General features: G+C 40.1%; 22 protein-coding genes. 2 read left to right on the forward strand and 20 right to left on the reverse strand.

The window, feature by feature from the left end; genetic code table 11:
* Positions 1 to 136: 136 nt before the first annotated feature.
* The 5 genes from M3175_RS18280 to M3175_RS18300 all read right to left on the reverse strand — a co-directional run bounded on the left by M3175_RS18280 (position 137) and on the right by M3175_RS18300 (position 6,649).
* Positions 137 to 1,678, reverse strand: coding sequence for a response regulator transcription factor (locus M3175_RS18280; RefSeq protein ID WP_251522223.1), 1,542 nt, complete (start codon positions 1,676 to 1,678; stop codon positions 137 to 139).
* A gap of 19 nt (positions 1,679 to 1,697) precedes the next feature.
* Complete coding sequence (locus M3175_RS18285; protein WP_251522225.1) at positions 1,698 to 3,557, reverse strand: cache domain-containing sensor histidine kinase; 1,860 nt, start codon at positions 3,555 to 3,557, stop codon at positions 1,698 to 1,700.
* Complete coding sequence (locus tag M3175_RS18290; protein ID WP_251522227.1) at positions 3,481 to 4,527, reverse strand: autoinducer 2 ABC transporter substrate-binding protein; 1,047 nt, start codon at positions 4,525 to 4,527, stop codon at positions 3,481 to 3,483. The genes M3175_RS18285 and M3175_RS18290 overlap by 77 nt, the downstream gene beginning before the upstream one ends.
* Positions 4,528 to 4,804: 277 nt before the next feature.
* On the reverse strand, positions 4,805 to 5,131 hold the full coding sequence (locus tag M3175_RS18295) for an L-rhamnose mutarotase (protein WP_251522229.1): 327 nt from the start codon (positions 5,129 to 5,131) through the stop codon (positions 4,805 to 4,807).
* Between the two features lie 15 nt (positions 5,132 to 5,146).
* Positions 5,147 to 6,649 carry an L-fucose/L-arabinose isomerase family protein gene (locus M3175_RS18300; RefSeq protein ID WP_251522231.1) on the reverse strand — a complete coding sequence of 501 codons (1,503 nt, stop codon included), beginning with the start codon at positions 6,647 to 6,649 and terminating at the stop codon, positions 5,147 to 5,149.
* A gap of 192 nt (positions 6,650 to 6,841) precedes the next feature.
* Between M3175_RS18300 and M3175_RS18305 the strand changes: the two genes are divergently transcribed.
* On the forward strand, positions 6,842 to 7,039 hold the full coding sequence (locus M3175_RS18305; RefSeq protein WP_251522233.1) for an aspartyl-phosphate phosphatase Spo0E family protein: 198 nt from the start codon (positions 6,842 to 6,844) through the stop codon (positions 7,037 to 7,039).
* Positions 7,040 to 7,167: 128 nt separating this feature from the next.
* On the opposite strand, the gene M3175_RS18310 is transcribed toward M3175_RS18305, so the two are convergent.
* The 10 genes from M3175_RS18310 to M3175_RS18355 form a co-directional block, all read right to left on the reverse strand.
* Entirely contained in the window at positions 7,168 to 9,237 is a 2,070-nt protein-coding gene (locus tag M3175_RS18310) for a bifunctional aldolase/short-chain dehydrogenase (protein WP_251522235.1), read from the reverse strand.
* A 259-nt stretch (positions 9,238 to 9,496) separates the two neighbouring features.
* The gene (locus M3175_RS18315; protein WP_251522236.1) at positions 9,497 to 10,375 is read right to left on the reverse strand and encodes a type II secretion system F family protein; all 879 of its coding nucleotides are present in this window, start codon (positions 10,373 to 10,375) and stop codon (positions 9,497 to 9,499) included.
* Between the two features lie 45 nt (positions 10,376 to 10,420).
* Entirely contained in the window at positions 10,421 to 11,371 is a 951-nt protein-coding gene (locus tag M3175_RS18320; RefSeq protein WP_251522238.1) for a type II secretion system F family protein, read from the reverse strand.
* Positions 11,364 to 12,713, reverse strand: coding sequence for a TadA family conjugal transfer-associated ATPase (locus M3175_RS18325; protein ID WP_251522240.1), 1,350 nt, complete (start codon positions 12,711 to 12,713; stop codon positions 11,364 to 11,366). Before M3175_RS18325 ends, M3175_RS18320 begins: the two co-directional genes overlap by 8 nt.
* A 13-nt stretch (positions 12,714 to 12,726) precedes the next feature.
* Positions 12,727 to 13,914, reverse strand: coding sequence for a CpaE/TadZ family protein (locus M3175_RS18330; protein WP_251522242.1), 1,188 nt, complete (start codon positions 13,912 to 13,914; stop codon positions 12,727 to 12,729).
* Positions 13,911 to 14,519 (reverse strand): Flp pilus assembly protein CpaB, encoded by a 609-nt coding sequence (gene cpaB / locus M3175_RS18335; protein ID WP_251522244.1) that lies wholly within the window; start codon positions 14,517 to 14,519, stop codon positions 13,911 to 13,913. The genes M3175_RS18330 and cpaB overlap by 4 nt, the downstream gene beginning before the upstream one ends.
* Before the next feature lie 12 nt (positions 14,520 to 14,531).
* The gene (locus M3175_RS18340) at positions 14,532 to 15,431 is read right to left on the reverse strand and encodes a pilus assembly protein TadG-related protein (RefSeq protein ID WP_251522246.1); all 900 of its coding nucleotides are present in this window, start codon (positions 15,429 to 15,431) and stop codon (positions 14,532 to 14,534) included.
* A complete protein-coding gene (locus tag M3175_RS18345; RefSeq protein WP_251522248.1) occupies positions 15,431 to 15,805 on the reverse strand; it encodes a TadE/TadG family type IV pilus assembly protein in 375 nt (124 codons plus the stop codon). The genes M3175_RS18340 and M3175_RS18345 overlap by 1 nt, the downstream gene beginning before the upstream one ends.
* Before the next feature lie 12 nt (positions 15,806 to 15,817).
* A complete protein-coding gene (locus tag M3175_RS18350; protein ID WP_251522250.1) occupies positions 15,818 to 16,261 on the reverse strand; it encodes an A24 family peptidase in 444 nt (147 codons plus the stop codon).
* A gap of 80 nt (positions 16,262 to 16,341) precedes the next feature.
* The gene (locus tag M3175_RS18355) at positions 16,342 to 16,533 is read right to left on the reverse strand and encodes a Flp family type IVb pilin (protein WP_251522252.1); all 192 of its coding nucleotides are present in this window, start codon (positions 16,531 to 16,533) and stop codon (positions 16,342 to 16,344) included.
* A 247-nt stretch (positions 16,534 to 16,780) separates the two neighbouring features.
* Between M3175_RS18355 and M3175_RS18360 the strand changes: the two genes are divergently transcribed.
* Positions 16,781 to 17,125: a DUF192 domain-containing protein gene (locus M3175_RS18360; protein ID WP_251522254.1), complete on the forward strand. Its 345-nt coding sequence runs from the start codon at positions 16,781 to 16,783 to the stop codon at positions 17,123 to 17,125.
* A gap of 22 nt (positions 17,126 to 17,147) precedes the next feature.
* On the opposite strand, the gene M3175_RS18365 is transcribed toward M3175_RS18360, so the two are convergent.
* Genes M3175_RS18365 through M3175_RS18385 form a run of 5 tightly spaced genes read right to left on the reverse strand, consistent with a single transcriptional unit; the run spans position 17,148 to position 20,715 of the window.
* On the reverse strand, positions 17,148 to 18,200 hold the full coding sequence (locus tag M3175_RS18365; protein WP_251522256.1) for an ion channel: 1,053 nt from the start codon (positions 18,198 to 18,200) through the stop codon (positions 17,148 to 17,150).
* Between the two features lie 3 nt (positions 18,201 to 18,203).
* Entirely contained in the window at positions 18,204 to 19,442 is a 1,239-nt protein-coding gene (locus M3175_RS18370) for a glutathionylspermidine synthase family protein (RefSeq protein ID WP_251522506.1), read from the reverse strand.
* Positions 19,442 to 19,903, reverse strand: a complete 462-nt coding sequence (locus tag M3175_RS18375; protein ID WP_251522258.1) for an RNA helicase — start codon at positions 19,901 to 19,903, stop codon at positions 19,442 to 19,444. Before M3175_RS18375 ends, M3175_RS18370 begins: the two co-directional genes overlap by 1 nt.
* Before the next feature lie 12 nt (positions 19,904 to 19,915).
* Positions 19,916 to 20,314, reverse strand: coding sequence for a DUF350 domain-containing protein (locus M3175_RS18380; RefSeq protein WP_251522260.1), 399 nt, complete (start codon positions 20,312 to 20,314; stop codon positions 19,916 to 19,918).
* A gap of 32 nt (positions 20,315 to 20,346) precedes the next feature.
* Positions 20,347 to 20,715 (reverse strand): aminotransferase yhxA, encoded by a 369-nt coding sequence (locus M3175_RS18385; protein WP_251522262.1) that lies wholly within the window; start codon positions 20,713 to 20,715, stop codon positions 20,347 to 20,349.
* Positions 20,716 to 20,739: the final 24 nt, after the last annotated feature.

A 20,739-nucleotide genomic window follows, 5' to 3' on the forward strand; every position in this document is an offset into this window, starting at 1 on the left:
CTAGTTGTAAATGTTATTTTACTCATGACGTCCCCTAATTCCCCATATGTTGAAATTCTAGTATATAAAAAAATACCTGTAGATAAAACACTCTTTTTCAAGTGTCCTTACTACAGGTACCATATTATTAAGGAGGTTAATTTGACTCTGTTTTTACTTTGTCTTTAAATTTGGACGGCACTTCACCATAATACTTTTTAAATAACTTACTAAAATACTTCGTATCTGCGTACCCGACTTTTTCGGCGATATCATAGATTTTAAGATCCGTTGTTAGTAGGAGCTCTTTCGCCTTTTCGATCCTTGTTTTGGTGACATAATCAAGAATGGTTTCTCCGGTCTGACTTTTAAAATACTCGCAAAAATACGTAGGATTCATCGGGATCTCACGAGCGATTTTTTCGATGGTGAGATTCACACCTACATTCAATTGAATCCACTTCTTTGCGATATGAATCGGATCAATCTCATTTTGCTGAATCCTATTTTTTCTTAGTTGAAAAATTTTTGTCAGCCATCTCGACAGTTCATCTCGTAAACTTGAAAAGCTTGTGGCCTTCCTAGTGAATTGGATCGCTTCCTGGATAAGGCTAACATCTCCCTTATTACTCGAATCCTTTAAGAGAACGTTGACCAATTGAACGGAAAGAGATTGTATATATTTCTCTATATCCTGAGGAGACGAGAGACTTTTTAGTTCAAGTAAGTACTGCTGTAAATAGTCAAAGGCCTCCTCTTCCCTTTCTCTTTCCAAGGAATGAACCATTTTACTGATAACGGAATCCAAGCCCTTGATTTCTTTGCCCTTCACAGCTGTTAATTGCTGAAGTTGAGAAAACGTAAAGACTTTATTTCCACCATATAATAACCGTAGTTGCATCAGCGTTTGTAAATCGTTTTTCATGGAAGCGATAAGGGATACATCCTGACATTCATCACTTACGGCCAAGGTGTGCGTGGAGGATACAGAGTGCTTCAACTGAATTTGTAGTTCTCTTGCGACATCCTGTTCACCTTCCGTAAGAACCCAATACGTTGACTCTTCTCCCTTCCAAAACCAATACCTGCACTTCTTTTTGAATACGCGGTGAATCGTATACTCAACTCTATTCTTCCATTCCTCTATGGATCGATTTTCAAGCGATTGGTCTAAGGCTAGATAATAGAGTTTGTATGCTCCGTACGTAAATGTCTTGGTCCACTCAAGCTCCGATAAATCGATCTCCCTTTCTTTGGTCAGCTCACTGAGTTGCTGGCTTTGCTTTAGAAAGAGTAGTTCAGCATCAATTTCTTCATTTTTCTCTTCATCAAGCCATTTTTGTTTAATTTTGGCTTTTACCTTCCCTAATTGCTCTTTGAAATCTTCCCTAACAATCGGTTTAACCAAATAGTCAATGGCTCCGGCGCGGATTGCCGTTTGTAAGTATTTAAAATCATTGAATCCACTGATCACAACCGCTTCAAAGGAAGCCCGTTTTCTTAACGTCTCAATTAAATCCAGTCCATCCATTCCTGGCATCTTAATGTCTGTAATTAATAAATCAAAGGCAAACGCGTCTTTTTCGTAGGCATTTAATACATCTAGCGCACTTGAAAAGCTTCCAATCACTTGAAACTCATCTTCATTATTTTGAACTAATCGTTCGATTCCCCTGCGAATTCGATTTTCATCATCCACAACAAGTGTACGTATCTTTCTAATTTGCCCTCTCCCCCTCATGAAGCAAATCTATTGGAAGCAGAGGAATCCGGATCGTTACCTCCGTCCCAATCCCTCCCTTACTCTCTATACGAAGTCCATATTGTTCTCCAAACATCATCGTGATTCGACCATGAACATTGATCAGTCCAAACTTTGAATCTCTTCGACCCATTGGATCCATTTGTAAATATTTATTTAGTTCAGACATGACGTCTTCATTGATTCCAGGACCATTATCTTTAACGGTAAAATGAACCTCTTGGTCTTGTATTTCAATTAAGATTTTCACTTTAAAATGATGAGAATGATCGAGTCCATGCTTCATACAATTTTCAACGATTGGCTGAAGAATGAATTTCGGAGTTAAAAACCTCTTTGTATCCATAGGATCTGAAATAGTAAACTCAATTCTATCCTCAAAACGAATTTTCTGTATCGTCAAATAATCCTTCATATGCTGCACTTCTTGATCAATGGAAACCATTTTCTCTTTATTGCTTATGGAAAAACGAAGCATACGACCAAGAATCGATACCATGTCGACAACCGTGTCATTTTCCCCATCCTCTACCGCCATACCAATTGTCTCTAATGTGTTGTACATAAAGTGTGGATTGATTTGCGATTGTAGCGCATATAGCTCCGCTTCTTTCTGTTGAAGCTTGATTTGGTAATTCAACCGGATCAGGTCTTTAATTTTTGCTACCATGGAATGAAAGCTTTTTGCTAGCATCCCTACTTCATCGGAACTATTACTCGTGACGTCTACCTCGAAGTTTCCTTTTTCGACTTCCTTCATTTGGTGAGTTAATCGATGAATGGGACGTGAGACGGTCCATGCTAAAATAACAGAAATGAGTGTCCCAAGAAGGATAATGACTAGAAAGACAATGATGGTCGCATTTCGGACCAGGTCTGTTCGTTCGGTTAAGTTTTTCAATTTAACACTATGTAGTAGCACCCAACCATCTGGCCCCGCTCGGCTAATGCTGATCAGACGGTTTTCTTCTTCTCCGGTCGTTCGAAAGCTTCCATTAATCTCAGGATATTTTTGAAACTGTTCATCCATTGAACCAATCTTTTCCGAATCGGTATGATAGATCATTTGACCTTCTTCACTTAAAAGAGACAAATCAGCATTATTGACCGTCTCCAGATTTTCAACCACATTGCTCATAAAGCTTAAATCGACGGCAATAAACATCGTTCCAAGATTCATCCGATTCTCTGTATCTGTTATTTGCCTCATTAATAGAATATAAGGGGGATTTCCTTTAAATGATAATGGCACCTGACTTGGTAACAGAAAAGATTGCTTCCCTTTTAACTCCAGATCCTGACCAAACGGAAGCATATCCTCTCCAAAGCCTGAATAAGGAATCTTCGAACTTTCAAACAGGCGATTTTTTGATAAGATAAACGCACCTAACACATCCGCTTCTCCATTAATATAGGTGCGAGTTAAATAACTATTTACGATAAAGCGATCTTGCAGCAGTGATGATTTATTTTGATAGGAATCTTTTCTTAGCACTTCGATAACTTGATTGGAGTTGTAAAGAAGATCTGGAAGTTGTTTGACGTCAGCTAAATAGTAATCGATGCTCTCATTTGCTTGATCAAGGACCTTTGGGATATATTCTCCCACCTGCTCCTCAATGGACTTCGTATATTGAGAATAGGCAACATACCCAATGAGGCTCATGGGAAGAACCGTTAGCAGCATGTAAGTAAAAATGAGTTTGGTCATTAAACGATAGTTCTTAAAGCTTCTCCACTTAAAAGTCATATTGATCCACATTTTCCTTTGTAAAATCCATTGGTTCACCCATAATGACCGTATCTTCGATGACATGGATCCTCCCTACCTGAGGGACATCTTGTTGATTAGAGGGGTGGACCCCATCGACTAGATTCGTAGCGAGGGCGACGGTTAGATACCCTAATTTTTTCGGACTCCAAAGAGTCACCACTTGGGCGGCACCCACCTTTAAGTATTCGTTCATTGGGTTTGGTGATGATAAGCCTACAACAGCCACTTCTCCCATCTTTCCTTCTTCCTTCACTGCCTGAGCGGCTGCCGGTGGGCCAACGGAAGAATTCCCGATTATGCCCTTAAGATTCGGATATTTTGCTAGCAGATCTTTGGCTAGCATATACGCTTTATGTGGATCATCATCAGAGGCAACCACTTCAACCAGCTTCATGTTTGGGTAATACTCTCTTTGTTGAACCTTGATCCAGTTGAGCCAAACATTTAAATTGGCAGCCGATTTTGAACCCGTAATAATGGCAAATTCCCCTGTTTCATCCACATTCCACGCGAGCGTGTCCATCAGATGTCTGCCCAACGTTTCCGGGTTCACCATATTGATAAAAAATTCCCTAGAGTCAGAATGTGTATCCGAGTCCCATGTGATCACCTTTATGTCCTTCCTTTGGGCTCTTTTTAATACGGGGACTAGTTTGTCTGGATCATTGGCAGAAACGGCGATCACATCCACTTTTTGATCGATAAGCTCTTCAATTACTTTAATTTGCTGGGTAGAATCAGCTACTGTCGGACCTTTATAAATAACTTTTACACCCAGTTCTTCCCCTGCCTCTAACGCCCCTTCTTCCACCGCATTAAAATAAGGAATATTCACGAGCTTAGGTACAATCGCAATCGTATACTGCCGCTCCTCTATTTTCTCAGTCTCACCTTTTACATTCCCTTTGGAATAAACCACTTCAAATTCACCTTTGTTGCTGGTGGTGGTGTTGCAACCGCTTACAAAGACAAGAATAAACAAACCAACTAGTGTCACCGTCCTTCTTGCCATACTCCCTTCCCCCTTAGAGATTTATGTATTCATAATTTTCTATCTAATTTACTTCATTTTAGCACAGCCTATCCGTGTTTACACTACTAAGAAAAAGGTGTTCGCTATGTTGAACACCTTTTTCTTTGGTTTTTAAATCAAGCTGAGCATTTGGACTCTGAATTGATTATTGAGGTGTTTGCTACGTGAATCGGACCTTGTTTAGGACTCAGAACTTTATTGCAATTACTTTCCTGTCCGAATCGAACCCTCTTTCGGACTCAGATATTTCTCGCATCTACTCCAAATAAAACACCTCTCGCAATGGTTGTATCGGTTCCGCTTCATTAAAATCGAAAGATCCTTTTACCATTTTTGAAGTGATGGCATTCCAACGATTACACGCTTCACTCTTTGCGATATAAGCAAAGGCAGTTTCTACATCATCACATTCGAAGCAATAGAAAAATTGTGCTCCGTTTTGAAAAATGGAGTAATTCCTAATTCCTGCTTTGCTATGCTCCTCGAGAACCTCCTGCCATGGTTCTAAGTGCATGTTTACATACTCTTCTAAGCATTCTTCTTTGATTTCCCAGGTCCATGCAAATTTTTTACTAGCTTCCATGTTTCATATCCTCCTTTATAGTACGACTGTATGACAAGCCATTAACTCTCCGACTTTTTTAAATAAGGATGCATTATTACCAATCGACATCGCACAATGGTGTGTTGGCGCTTCTTGAAACCATCTCTCCAGGTAGACGTCTGGATGCTCTTTAAATTTGACTGGTGTTTGTGTGTTCCCAATTCGCATGATGGGACCATTTGTAGACATCCCTTCGCTAACAATCAGTTTTAACTTTCCGTCGCCGGTTTGCGTGACATTTAGTGTGGTAATCGCTCCCGTTTTGACCTTTGCTTCCACACTTACTCCCGATCCCTGCTTTCCATGGTACAGTCCCATTCCGCGGAGGATCGGTTTTCCCTCTGAAATAGCTAAATGGAATGGACCATCATGTCCGAGTAGAATCGTTTCATCCACATAATCCACTACAACAATTTCAGAAAAACTCCCCCCTGTTCCAAGAATGTCACATATTTTCATCGCTATCGCCGTCTTAAAGTCACCCTCCCCCGAACAAGGGATTCCTTTTGCGGTTAATAAGGAGTGACCGACGATGAAACCTGATTGAAGTTTCTCGTATTCACTGTTCGGTGCTCCATGATAATAGTACGTGAGCGCATCTAGGTCGAATTCTTTCACTAGCTTTTCTTGCGCCACCGCTACCTTACATGACCATTCCAGCTGTTCTTGAGTTGGTTTTTTCGCAATGGGATCGGACGGTGAATCGCCACTGATTTCAAAGAAAGTAGTTACCTCATGAACCTTCTGTTTAATTTCCTTCGCTGTTACCTCTTGAAGAATACGGTTCAAATCGCACATTTCTAACACTTCTACATGAAGACCGGTTTGAGCTTGAATCATCGTGAAATCACTATACATATCGAGCATCCCGCTATAGGTGTTTCCTAAAAAACCGAAACGACTATGCTTTAGCGTGCGAGGGACCGCTGCCGCTCGAACCCATTCACTAATATGCTTCCAAGCAGCCACCGCTTCTTTCCGTTCACTCGTGTTCTCATTCGTCATAGAAATTGCTGGTGTGTAATCAAGTCCAAGTAAACCATTCACGACTCGAAAAGGAATCCCACTACGGTTGAACGCATTGGCGATTTCAGGAGTCGGGCAGGCACCACAATGAGCCAGCCATTCTCCTGTCGTGGTTGATTCATAATTGATCCGCTCGGTTGGTTGTAAATTCAAAATTACGGCTGGCGCTTTACAAATTTGATGAACGGGAAGTATTGCCGAGCTTGTTGAGTATGTGCCAGAATGACAGAATACAATATCTACATTTTTCTCGTTGAACCACTCTCCGGCACGTCTTGCTGCTCCCTCTGAATCTACCAATCCAAAATTAAAAACTTCGCCGTACTCACTCATCTTTTTCTCAATAAAGCGGCCGTATTCAATCAATCGTTCTTTCAATCCTTCAAACTGTCCCCAATATGCTTTTAGACCAATTGTATATAGCCCGACTCTTGCTTTTTTTGTCGCTTTAATAGGTGATAAAAACTCCATACGAACTCCTCCTCTAACCTCTAAAATACTACTTATTCAAATGTATTCGCTTACAAACAATAAAAAACAAAAATCATAGATAGAATTTTGTCTTTGTTTGGGAACGTTTGTCGATTCTATTTAAAAATAAGTAAAGTCTAGTATAATTAAATTACAGAATTACTAAATTTCTTGACTAGGGGTTTACTTACCATGGACAAAATATCTCTTGAATTATTACTATTAAATCAAATAGATAAAAAGAAAAAGAAAATGGTTGAAGTAGCTTCTAACACAGGTATTGATAGCTACCAAACGCTTAAATGTAGCCAGGAGTTAGACGAGCTATTAAACCTGCATATGAAACACTTTTCTCAAAAGCGAAGTAATGCGTTCATCAGTGCTTCTTGACTCCCAGAACTTGATCAGGAGTATTCCTGACTTTAATCTGATTAAAATCGACAAATTTTTAGTAAAATTCCTTAATTAAAAAGATAGTAAGGAGATTCATTCCTTACTATCTTTTTCATATCCTTCGATTATCTTGTAAATGCAGCTGGTACACCACCATCTACAGTAATCATACATCCTGTTGTCTTGTCTGATTTTGAAGAAGCGAAGAAGCAAATAGATTCAGCAATATCTTTTGGATAAATATTAACTAATAACGTCGTACGCTTGCGGTAGTGTTCCTCTAATTGATCTGGCTCAATACCGTATGCAGCTGCACGCTCTTCACGCCATCTTGATCCCCAAATAGCAGATCCTTGTAACACCGCATCTGGAAGAACAGAGTTCACACGAATACCGTACTCTCCACCTTCCGCAGCGATACAACGAGCAAGATGTGTCTCAAGCGCTTTTACTGAGCTATAAGCTGCTGCGTTTTTCCCTGCGTACACTGAGTTTTTCGAACCAACGAACACCATGCTTCCACCTATTGCTTGCTCTTTCATTTGCTTGAACGCTTCACGAGCCACAAGGAAATAACCCGTTCCAAGGACATTCATATTTAAATTCCACTCTTGTAGAGTTGTTTCATCGATTGGGCTAGAAGTAGCCAATCCTGCATTGTTCACAATAATATCCACGCCACCAAATGCTAACGCTGTTTGATTGAAAGCCGCTTGAACCGCCTCTTCATTAGTTACATCCATTTTCACAGCAAGTGCGCGGTTTGCCCCATATGTCTCATTGATTTCGGCCGCTACCTTTTCTGCTCCTTCTAGGTTTAAGTCAGCAACCACCACATGAGCTCCTTCAGAAACAAAACGACGGCATGTTTCACTTCCGATTCCACCTGCTCCACCTGTTACAAATGCTACCTTTCTAGAAAACTCGGCTTCTGCTGGTGCAAGAGAAAGTTTGTATAATTCTAATGGCCAGTACTCAACATTGTACGATTCGTTCTCGCTTAATGAAACGAACTGCCCAAGTGTAGTTGCCCCTTTCATAACAGAAATCGCACGGTGGTATAATGCTCCGCTGACACGAGAGTTCGCCACATCTTTCCCTGTATTCACCATACCTACCCCAGGAATTAGAATTACACGTGGAGCTGGCTCAAACATTTTGTCGCCTTCATGCTTGTTACGCTCAAAATACTCTTTGTATTCAGCCTTAAAGCTTTCTACCCCTTCTTTAATGGCTGAAATTAGTGCTTCCACATTCCCAAATTGTGGATTCCAATCAATATAAAGAGGAACACGCTTCGTATGAACAAGGTGGTCAGGACAAGCTGCCCCAACTTGAGAAAGCTCCTTCGCATCACGGCTATTAACAAACTGTAATACATCCTGGCCACGATCATACGTTAAAAGCATCTTCTTTTCTTCACTTACTGCTCCGCGAATCACAGGCATCACTTTTGCTAGTAAACTAGTAGCTTCTTCTTCGCTAAGAGATTCATATTGTTGCCCGCCAAAAATCGTTTCTTCATTTAAACGTTCATTGATAAATTGCTCGGCTTCGTTAATGATTTGAATGGTCTTTGCATAAGCTTCTTCAGACGTTTCACCCCAAGTAACAAGACCGTGCTTTTCCATTAACACTAGCTCTGCATTTGGATTATTTCTTACGCCTTCTGCGATCATTTTTGAAAGTGTGAATCCTGGGCGGATATAAGGCACCCAAACAAAACGATTCCCAAAAATCTCTTCCGCTAACTCTTTCCCATTGTCCGCACAGCAAAGGCTGATGATCGAATCTGGATGCGTATGATCGACGTGATTATATGGTAAAAATGCGTGCAATAATGTTTCAATTGAAGCTCTTGGATGCTTGCTATCAATCATGCAATGTGAAAGATACGCAACCATCTCTTCATCTGGCATTTCCTCACGTTCGAATAATGGACGAATATCCTCAAGATTAAGCCCTGTAAAGTTATGCGCTTTCATCGTTGCTAAGTCTGAACCGCTTCCTTTTACCCACATCACTTCGATGTCACGTCCACGGAAATCCTTCTCCACTGTCTTCATAGATGTGTTGCCGCCACCCCAGTTACATACGGCACGATCTGACCCGATTAAATTTGAACGATATACTAACTCTTCTACCCCTTTTTGTACCTGACTAGCTGCTTCAACATCCCAATTGCTCTTAACCATCCGATTACCTCCGATTACTTTTTGTTATTTTCTGATTTAATTATAATACATGTTTGTTTGTTTTTGAATATAAAAATAGTAAATTTGTTTATTTTTGTTTTTTGCGAGGTTTTTCAACATCAAACAAAGGGGTAGCCATGTCGGTTAGAACGCATTCTCTTCGCTGTTATTCCTAGCGTAATAAAGGCTTGTTCATGCATTCCAACCGACAATTTAGTTTTTCCACAGAAAAAACACGCACCATTTGGGTACGTGTGGGTCAGCCTAAGCCTTCGGTTACTAATTTTACTAATAGTGGTCCTAGTATGACGATGAATAGGGATGGGAAGATGAACATTACCATTGGAATAAGCATTTTCACTGGTGCCTTCATGGCTTGCTCGCGAGCTGCTTCTCGTCTTTGCTCTCTTATTCTAGTGGTTAAATTTTTGATGACTCTTGCCATACCAACCCCTAGGTGATCTGCCTGAATGATGGACATGATTACACTTTGAAAACTGTCTGATGGCACTCTCAGCTTTAGCTCATGGAATGCTTCTCTTCTTGATTTTCCGCGTTTCATGTCTTCAAGAGTGTACTTGAACTCTTCTGTTAAAGGGCCTTTTGTTTTTGTGCATACATTGGATATTGCTCCTTCTAAACCAACACCTGCTTCTAACAGCAAATTCACCATATCAAAAAAGTCGGCCATGTCTTTGTTGATTTGTTTGACTCTCAGCGTTTTCTTCTTTGCTAGTTGGAAGAGGAGGATGCGGTAGCCTAGATAAGCAACCGTTAAAGACATCATCCACGAAAATAAAGGTTTATCAGACATTGGTGCAAAAAGAATGAATGTAGCAAACCCTAATCCCGTACTTAACAGCAATTGAAATAAACGAAATTCAGCTGGGGTAATCTTTGAATATCCTGCATCTCTTAGCATCATAGCTAATTTTCTTTGACTTTTACTGTTCGCCTTTTTATTCACTTGATTGATACCTAGGTTCCAATATCTTTTCATTGTTGGCGACTCAAGTTTCCACTGTTTCTTTATCCTCTTTTCAGGAACAGCCTGTCCACCTAGATACATATCAACTCTTTGGTCGATTGCAATTTGCCGGTGGAAAACCGTATGAAAAACCGCGGCAAATATAAGCATAAAAAAAGTAAAGGAACTAATGAGAAAAACAAATGAGATCAATGTCTACACCTCGATTTTTACGATCTTTTGGATTAAAAACCACCCGATAAACAGGGAAATGGCTCCGATACTCAGCAGGACAATACCTAATGGCTGGTGAAGCATGGGTCCAAAGTATTCTGGATTAACCATATACAGGTATACCCCCATCAAAACAGGAAGCACCGTGATAATAATGGAGGATAGCTTTCCTTGTGCGGTTAATGTTTTTACTTCATCATAAATTCTTAGTCTTCCCCGAACGGTATCTTCCATCGTATCAAGTAGATCCGCTAAGTTCCCCCCGCTTTTTCTTTGTGCCAGAATGGCTTGGACCACTACCTCAAGTTCCTTATTCGGTAGACGGGAGAGTAAATCTTCAAAGGCATCCTCCATAGAAATTCCCATCCCGATCTCTTTTACCACGCGATCAAATTCAGGGCCAATCGGATCCGGCATTTCCTTCCCAATTAGCTGCATCGTTTGTAAAAAACTAAACCCAGCACGTAAAGAGTTAGACATCGTTCCTAGAGCTTCAACCAACTGATTGGTTAATGATTTCAAGCGCTTTTTCGCTTTGTTTTTCATGTACATCTTAGGAATCATAAACCCTGGGTAGCCTAATAAAACACAGTAGATAATTGGAATGTCTGACACCACAAGAGCGAGTCCCATTCCACTTCCTACTAGTAATCGAATAAAGAAAAATTCTTCTAATTTCAACTCACTACCAGCCTGCTGCAGGATGGTAGCTGTTTTTTTACTAAAACGTATCCCATTAAATACCTTTGAAAAAGTGGAGAGAAAGGTTTTCGCTTGGTTTTCCTTTTCTTTTTCTATGTTTACTTCTCTTTTAGGAACGAACCTGCTTAAACGATTGTTTCTTCTTTTTTTCTTAGCAATCGATAAAGCAATGACAAAAAAGCTAAGGGTAAATAACACAAACAAGCTAAGGAGAATGAGTTGGTCATTCATATGACCACACTCCATCAAACCAACTCTGAGGAATCGTAAAACCATTTAGCTCTAGTTGTTCCGAGATTTTCGGTCGAACACCTGTTGAAACAAAGTGACCTGCAAGTTCTCCAGTTTCTTTACGCCCTGTTTCTTTAAAGACGAATAGATCCTGCATGACAATGGTGTCTCCCTCCATGCCTAAGATCTCCGTAATCTTGATAATTTTCCTAGAACCGTCCTTTAATCTAGACTGCTGAACAATGATATCAATGGCATTCGCAATTTGTTCACGAATGGCTCGTAAAGGCAAATCAAATCCAGCCATTAGCACCATCGTTTCAAGTCGAGATAACATATCTCTTGGCGAGTTGGCATGGCCCGTACTTAAGCTTCCATCATGACCGGTATTCATTGCTTGAAGCATGTCGAGAGCCTCTGCTCCACGAACCTCCCCAACCACAATTCGATCGGGACGCATACGAAGGGCATTCCGCACTAAATCACGAATCGTAATCTCCCCTTTTCCTTCAATATTAGAGGGACGTGACTCTAAAGAAATAACATGCTCTTGCGAAAGCTTTAATTCCGCCGCATCTTCAATTGTTACAATCCGCTCATCATTCGGAATAAAGGAAGAAAGGACGTTCAACGAAGAGGTTTTCCCTGATCCTGTACCACCACTAATGAAAATATTCAAACGAGACTTCACACACATTTCAATAAAATCAGCCATTTCTGGACTTAATGTACCAAAGGAAATTAAGTCATGAATTTGAAATGGTGTTTCCGAAAATTTACGAATCGTTAAAGTAGGTCCCTTCAATGATAGAGGGGGGATGATCGCATTCACACGAGATCCATCTGGCAATCTAGCATCTACCATTGGAGAGCTTTCATCTATTCTACGTCCAAGTGGAGAAACAATTCTTTCGATAACTCTACTCACATGTGCATCATCGTGGAATGCAGAATCACTTTTTTGAATCTTACCGTTTTGTTCATAATAAATTTGGTAAGGACCATTTACCATGACCTCGGAGACCGTTGGATCCTCAAGTAAAGGAGTGATCGGTCCATACCCTTGCAGTTCGTGTTGTACTCTCTCAAGGAGTTCGTTTTTATCCTCGAAGGTTAATCGTTCTCCCTCTTTTTCAAGAAAGTCTTTTCCTAACTCTTTTATTTTATGGTCTTCTTCCTCCCTACTAGTAAATTGTTGTTTTTTCAACTCTTCTAACAAGTAAGTATGAAGTCTTCCTTCTAGTTTAGTTGTTTCAATATTACGAACAACCTTAAAAGGTTTTCTTTCCTCTTTTTTCACAGGGGCAGGTTTTCCATCCATGTATCTTTCGAATAGCGACAATGTTTTTCCCTCCCTATTTGCTAAAAGCTAACCAGCTTTTTTGCTTCTTATATCCTTCTAAACGGTTGCCCGTTTCAGAGAATAACTTTTGTGCCATTTGAAAAATGACTTTTGATAGAACCACTCTTGAATTTTTTAACAAGAAAGGAATTCCTTCATTAATCGAAGCAGCTACTTGTTGACCTTGATCTGGTAGAGAAGCATACAACGGAATTTGTAGGATCTCTTCCACTTTTTTATCACTTATGGCTTTCTTTCTAGAATCACGATTAAGGACAAGCTTTACCTTCCCACTCAACTGCAATGACTGTAAGGTATCAAGGAATAGCCGATTACTTCTTAATACTGGAATGTCATTCGTTGTAATCAATAGGATTTCATCTGAAAGAACGAGACTCTTTAAATGAATCTCCGAAAGCGTTGAGGTATGGTCAATAAGAATGACATCATAATATTTTTTCAATTCATTGACTGCCGTTTCAATATGCTGCTCGGTGATAGCCTCAAAAAACTCTGGGCGCTGAGGAGCGGCTAGGATGGAAACTCCTGTACTATGTTTACTCATGTATTTTTCAGTAGAAAATAGACCCCGGTCATATCCTTCCTTCACCCAATCGTAAATCGTTAGCTTTGGCTTAATATCAAACAATAAGGCGACCTCTCCGAACTGTAGGTTTGCATCAATGATAGCAACCTTTTTCCCCTGCTTTGCTAAAGCCGTAGCTAGGTTAACGGTTAACATCGTACGCCCAATTCCACCCTTGGAGCTACTAATCGAAATGACCTTAGTATTTTTTTTCGTTAACTGAAGAACAGGAGTATTCTCTTGCTTTGCTCGTAAGCTCATAAATTTCTGCGCTTGAATGATCACTTCTGTAATTTCCTCTTCATGAGATGAAAAGGTTAATAGATTTGAAGCTCCTACATGCATCGCCTTTTTTACATTTTCATTATTATCTGGAGCGATCAGAATAATATAAGCATGAGGGTACAGAGCTGAAACTTCTTGGCAAAGATCATACACATTGTAGACCGTATTCGCTTTTAGAAAAAGAATGGCATGTGGTGTCTGTTCAAGCTTTACATAAATATCATCTAGTTTTTGAATAGAGGTAAGCGATTGCGATCTTTTTTGTAAAATCAACTCAATCTCATCAACACGAGAGTTTGTATCTGAATAAAAATACCATTTTATACTCATTCTGCTTTACCCTCCTTTATGACTTCTCTTATTTCTTGAATTGGTTCAGGTAACACTTCATGATCCTCTGTATTTCTCAGAGTAAAATAGAGACCACCTTGATCCTGTGTTGCTAGGGCGAGCTTTACCGCTTCCTGTGGCGTAACCTCTAGTGTGATTGTCTCGTAGTGCATCGCTTCTTCTTCTGTGTCAGGGGCTTTACCAGACGTTAAAACTTTTTTGTTTTGAAACATGACAAACGCGGATCGATACTCTTTTTTTGTTGCATCATCCTTTGATGATCCAAACGCTATAACATCAACATATGAACCCGGTTCCACATAGCCTGAAACCCCTTCCTCTAATGAAACCTTTAACGAGATGGCACGATTTCCCTCACTAATCTCTAACATCGGATTATTTTTTTCTCTTGGTTTTATCGTTTCTTCCTTCTCTTCTTCTGTAGCCGTTTCTTTTGTTTCCTCTTTTGTTTCTTCCTTTTTCTCTACTTTCTCCGTTTCAGAAGTACTTGCCTTCGTAATATCTGAGAAGACACCCACATACACAATCAAGGTTGTAAAAATACCAAAAATAAAAGACCACATCCAAATACGCTTCGTCTTCATCCTTCTCTCCCCCTACTCTACAAGAGCTACTCCGTATAGGTTTCCTTCACCACTTCCACCGATTTCACCAAAGGTAACCATATCCAAAAACTGACCAACAATTTGTTTATTCGCATCAATATGACTGATCCAATAAGCTGCTAACCCTTCTACTGTTACCTTCCCTTTCCCATCAATGTCATCCCATGTGTCAATGACAACCACATAAATAACACGATCACAGGAATTATCAGCTGTGTCAGGGCTTTGGCATTGCGTTTTACTGGCATCATTAGTAATTAATGTCTCAAAGGCATCTTTCACTGGCCCCCACTTTTGTCCTGGCTCCGTTTCTGCGTATTGTGTTCCTTCTTGAATGTCGCTTCCATTTAATATTCCATTTACTAATCCATCTGCTCCATTTCCATTTATATCGAGGTAACCGCAGTTTCCATGGTTATTTCCTGTGTTTGAGCATTTTAATTGAGTACCGGTTGGAATAGAATCCTTCTCAACTGCAATCGGAGTGACCCCTTTTGCCGACTTAAGTAGAGAAATTTTCGCTTTAGCAGTAGCCGAGATGGTTGCTGTATTATTCCCTAGTGCTTTCGCAAAGAACATGGGAACCGTAATCTCCTTTGTGACCCTAATGGAGTCACTTGTAAACGTAATATCACTATCTTCTAGTGAAATGGAATTTTTACTAGCTATTTCCTTTGCTATACTCGTAGCTTGGGATTCACTTGTAATTAATCCTTGTGCCCCTCCGAGCGCTGCTGCATCAACAGCATTTTGAAGAGTGCTTTTTTCATGATAGGCATATCCTATATCAACAACGAGTGCCGTTGCCCCTATAAGGGCGGTAATTGCAAAGGCAAAAATAACTAGCACATTTCCTTTTTCATTATTTAAGAGAGATTTTAACTTTTTCATTATTCCACCCTCATTACCGTTGAATTAGTAAGCGTAATAGGCCCAGTAATATTAGAGATGACTGGGGTTAGAAATGAGATTGGATAAGTAATCGTAATGGTCACCTGGCTGCCAGATGATTTTACTCCTCCAGGTGAAATAGCCACCTGACTCTCAGCTAAACTTATACTTGAAGCTTTTGAAACAGCAGTAGAACGAATCGTAGAATCATCCTTCCCTATACTTGCTGCTCTAGCTGCTTCCCTACCCGCATGATCAATGGCAAGATACGCATGAAAAACCCGACCAAAGTCTAAAATAGCGAACAATAGGAGTATAAGTATAGGAATGACCAAAGCAAATTCGACCATCGACTGACCTTTTTGTGACTTCAACGCTCTCCCCTCCTATACGATAAACGCACAGAGTGTTCCAAGAACGATTGGAACTCCGTATGGAAATGTAATTGGTTCTCTATTTTTAGGAGATCCAGCCTTCCGCCAAATCCCTCTATTTTTCAAAATTAAAATTGCTGATATAATGCCTCCGATAATTGCTGTGTAAAAAAATGACTGGAGTGTGAATGCTGCTCCGGTTAATGCGCCGATTGCTGCCATAAGTTTTACATCTCCTGCTCCCATGCCTCCCAATAAATAAGGGATAAGCAACATAAGAAAGCCAACAACAAATCCTGTTAAACTATACAATAACCCTTGTAGACCTAAATCAAATGAATAGAAGATAAAACCAGCTATTGTTGCGGGTAATGTAACTTTGTTTAGAATTCGTCTTTCACGTATGTCAGTATAGAGTGATATTGCTAATGTAATTAGTAGGACAGTATAAATCATTTAAAATACCTCTATTTATATAGATTATTACCCCACTTCAAGAAGTGGGGTAATTATTTAGATCGATTGATATTAATAGATTAAACTGTTAGGTCCCCAATAATAGATTCTAGTAAATCTACAATTTCATCACCTAGAAGCACGAAAGTTCCCGCGGCAACAACCGCTACACCAACTAGAATCAGCCCATACTCAGCCATCCCTTGCCCCTTCTCATCCTTCTTCAATCCCATCATCTTTACTGCTACTTTCGCTGCTAATTTGTTCATCATTTTAAATTCCTCCAATTTGGTTTTAAGTATTTTTTCACTAGATTGCTTGTACAATTTAGTGAACTTGTAGTTCTTTATAAAGAACTATTTCGTACTTTTATAATAGTTCGTTATAACGAATTTGTAAATACTTATATTCCAATTTTTTTATTTTTTATTACATCATTTTTCGACAATGTTCGGTATTGAGAAATTTTATAATAAAATCAGCTACCAAATTAACGTCGGTTCTTAGGGGGTTATGTAGGTGTATGTAGTGAAAAAGAGTAATATATATAGAACGATTCCTTATTCTATAAGGAAAGCTCAGTCATTTGGTACTAGGTTAAAAGGCTTGATGTTTCGAAAGCAGCCTTTGCATGAGGAAGGTTTGTGGATTGCACCTTGTAACTCCATTCATATGTGCTTTATGCATTTTTCGATCGACGCCGTTTTCCTCGATCAACATCATCGAGTGGTTCACTTAATAGAACATTTGAAACCATGGAAATTCGTGCTTCCGATTAAACAAGCATATTCTGTTCTCGAGCTCCCTCCTGGGACGATCTCAAAGTTTCATATAGAAGTAGGCCAATATGTGAATTGGACGTAAATATAAAAGGCTCACTCCTCATTCATAGGGAGTAAGCCTTTCTTGTATATCGAACAATCTTCCGGTAGGTTTCATCATCACATATAATAAACAGCTTGGAGCCCTCAGGTATATTCTCCTTATGACGCCTCGCCACATCAAGCGAGCTGCCGTCCGATAATAGAGTGGCTCCCTTATCGAACAGCTCCATGGCCGCATCCTTATACGTTTTCCATTCAGGTTTTGCCGAGATTTCATAAATATTTTCCCCGTCTGTATTGCTTAGCATCTGCTTGAACAGTCGGCTCGAGCCGTGATTGATGGCCGCCTGGGCGATTAGTCTAGAAACCGAATCATTTGAAAGAATAAATTCATCGACCTTGGCATGCTCGAACAAGGCAATATGATTATCCTTTTTTACTTCCACAATTGTATATATATTTCTATCGTATTTCTTTGACAAATGCTCCACACGAGAAGCCGTTAACAAGGTTTTTCCATCGGAGTATTCGGCATGATCATTTCGGTCATCTGAAAAAATTGCCACTGATTTCGCCTCTAAAATATTGGCCTTCATCAAGACCTCTTCTTCTGCAGGATTTCCACTTACAAAATGAAGCCGATCATCTTCCAACGGGAGCTTGTCGGCATGATCCACGACAACGATATCTCTTGAGCGTTCACTTGTGTAAATCTCACCCATCACCTTCTCCAGCTTTTCCTTGGAAGGACTAATTAATATGTAATGACCTTTCCCTGTGTAAGACATTTTCCCTTCCTCCTTCAGTTTCCGGTATTTGCTGAGGCTTTCAAAAATCTTTCCAATAATAATCCCCATGGCTCCAATTCCAAAGGTATAAATTAAGAGCATGGTAAAGATTCGTCCTGCATCGGTTACCGGAAAGAAATCACCATAGCCAACCGTGACAAGCGTGGTCATTGTCCACCAAAGAGCGTCAATAAGTCGGGGGAAGGTCTCCGGCTCAAGAATTCTCATCGTAACGCTACTTACAATAACAAGGAGAATGGCCAGTATTCCAGCATGTGTTAAGCTTAACTTAGACATTTTCGAATAAATTTGATGTAAAATCCACAATGGCTAGTGTCCTCCTTTCACCCCAACTGGCAGATAATACGAAAGATTATTTGTAATTTCCCCTCCTACACGGCAACCTAGTGCAGCAGACTTTCCATTCAGAAGAAAACTGCCAATCAATAACTTTCCTTTTTGTATGCCTTTTTCACTGTGGAAGCGAACCGTTTGGGACTCCACGTACTTCTGATAAACAGCCACATAATTCGTATAATTTCGTTCATTGTTCGCGTGAGCTAATTCGCCGCCACTTCGAAAAATCTCCACCGTATCCCCTTCTCTTCCGAATGAAGGCTTTTTTACATACGATTGCTTTGTTTGTAAAAATGGGACTTCTTCTAAATAAGTAGGAAGGAAATAGGCTTCAATCCATGCGTGTTCTTCCATTGTAAAAAAGGGATGCTCTTCCTCATGCAGCCCCCAAATAACGGCCTGTACCGCTTTATTTTGAAGTAAAAAGGCAGAGGGAGGGTTAATGAACACGAGTTTTCCCTGCTCCACAAGCTCCAACAGCCAGACACCAATCGGATTGTTCTCCTCATCATGATCAAATAGTAAATTTTCAATTGGAAAGGTTTGACGATACAGCACATCGATTCGTCTGCCTTCTTCGTCGAAAAGACCTGTTCCCTTTTGAATTTGAAGTTGATGAAGGGGGGTGAACTTGGAGGGAAGTCCTGATAATTGCATAAGATATTTGACCGTTTCACGATCTTCAATATTATCCTCGTGTGCGGTAAAAACAATATGAGGCGTAATGAGTCCTTTTCCTTCTAGCCCTTCCATAATACTGCTTCTAACAGCTTGCCGTAATCGCTCTTCCATTCCTTCATTTGGATTATCTAGCGGAAATTTGCTACAAACCACCCCATTCACCGCAAAAAGCTCTTTAATAAAAGTGGGAGTATCTGCATTGATTTCAATACATTTGTATCCATCACCCGTTGGAATGAGGTCAAGCCGAGCGATTACACTCTCGGCTTGATGAGTTTTTAATCGAAGAAAGGAAAGAGTTTCAATCGGAAAGCCCATTTCAATTAGGGTTTCATCAGGAACTTCACGCAACAGTTGGCACACCTTAAAGAACACATGCCCTACCCGGTTACTCACCTGTCGAATGGTACGAACTTCTTCCTCTTCTAGCATATGAACATCAAAAAGGGCATACTCTTCCCCATATAAATCCGCCCAAAAGTCGGCAATTCCTTCATAAAACTCTCTTCTTTTTTCACGATAACTCTTCATCACTCTAAATCCTCTCCAACCTCTTTCACGTACAACACATAAACCCCACGATCCTCATCAATCTCCGACGAGGTCACTTGCTTAAATCCTAGACCTGGTACATCAACAATGTCTTTCAACAAATAACGAATCACATCAAAATGGCTCTCACATGGAAGCGAGGTAAGGAGCTTGTAGTTTTCTTCCTCTCGAAATCTACGAATCTCTATATGTAGACCTTTTCCCTGGTAGCCTTTTTCATCAGCGACATGCGGATTTCTCCCCTTATCTCTGATGATTAACTGTTCTTCGTCCCCATCCATTTCCGTTGAGAAGAGCTCATACTGTCTTCCACGCATAATAAAGTACGTACAAAGCTGCCTAGCATATAACTCATCCACACCAACGGATGCCGTCGTATATTCATATAGCGGGGTATACTCATCGTTTCCTTTATCTAAGTAATATGTTAATCGCCTCATAGGAATCTCCTTTTAGTAGGATAGACACTTCGCAACTATAATCCCAATCGCCAACGATAGTGACAACAGCATCACACCGACTGCGCGATTATCATCTTCAATCGCTTTTGAAATGCTAAAACGAATAGTAATGACCTCGGCTAAAATAAACACCACAATTTGAGCAATGATTCCGATCGCACCCCAAATCACCATATCCACTAAAGAAATCGAATATTCAGCAGCCGCACCAAGTACAATTGCTAATCCGATTACTTTTCCTCCAAGCAAAAGGGCAGCTGATACGTTCTTTTCAGCGATTAGCTTGAACTCCCTAAGCTTTGGTGTACTAAACATAAATAAAATGATCCCCGCGATCATCAGAAGGACTGCCACTCCTAAGTAAGAGGCAAAATTTAAATATAAGTTCATGTATAATCTCCCTTTCTATATCGGGCTTGGCATTACCCTCCTGAGCTTGTTGTTCCTTTTCCAAATCCATTGCTATTTTTCACCGTTCCACTTGACGTACTTCCTTTAAAGGAAGAGCTGTTTTTGTATGAGAGGTAATCCTTACTTGCGTGAAGAGCACTTTTTCCTTTGTAATAGCGACCACCATAAAAATAATGCCCATAATAATTCGAATCATAATCATCACATTCCCATACACCATCTTCTGCATCCCATTCCCAATCTGAACAACTTGTGTCCTCTGGCGGATCAGGAATATCCTCTGTATACGTGTATTCCTCCGTAGCCGAGCTACAACCTGCCATTCCTAGAACAAGAGCTGTTGACGTAATACCTGTCATCATTCGTCTTGTTTTTGACATACACTCACCCCGCTTTCCTAATGA

Origin of the sequence: Robertmurraya korlensis, from assembly GCF_023715225.1 — a bacterium.
Taxonomy (GTDB): domain Bacteria; phylum Bacillota; class Bacilli; order Bacillales; family Cytobacillaceae; genus Robertmurraya_A.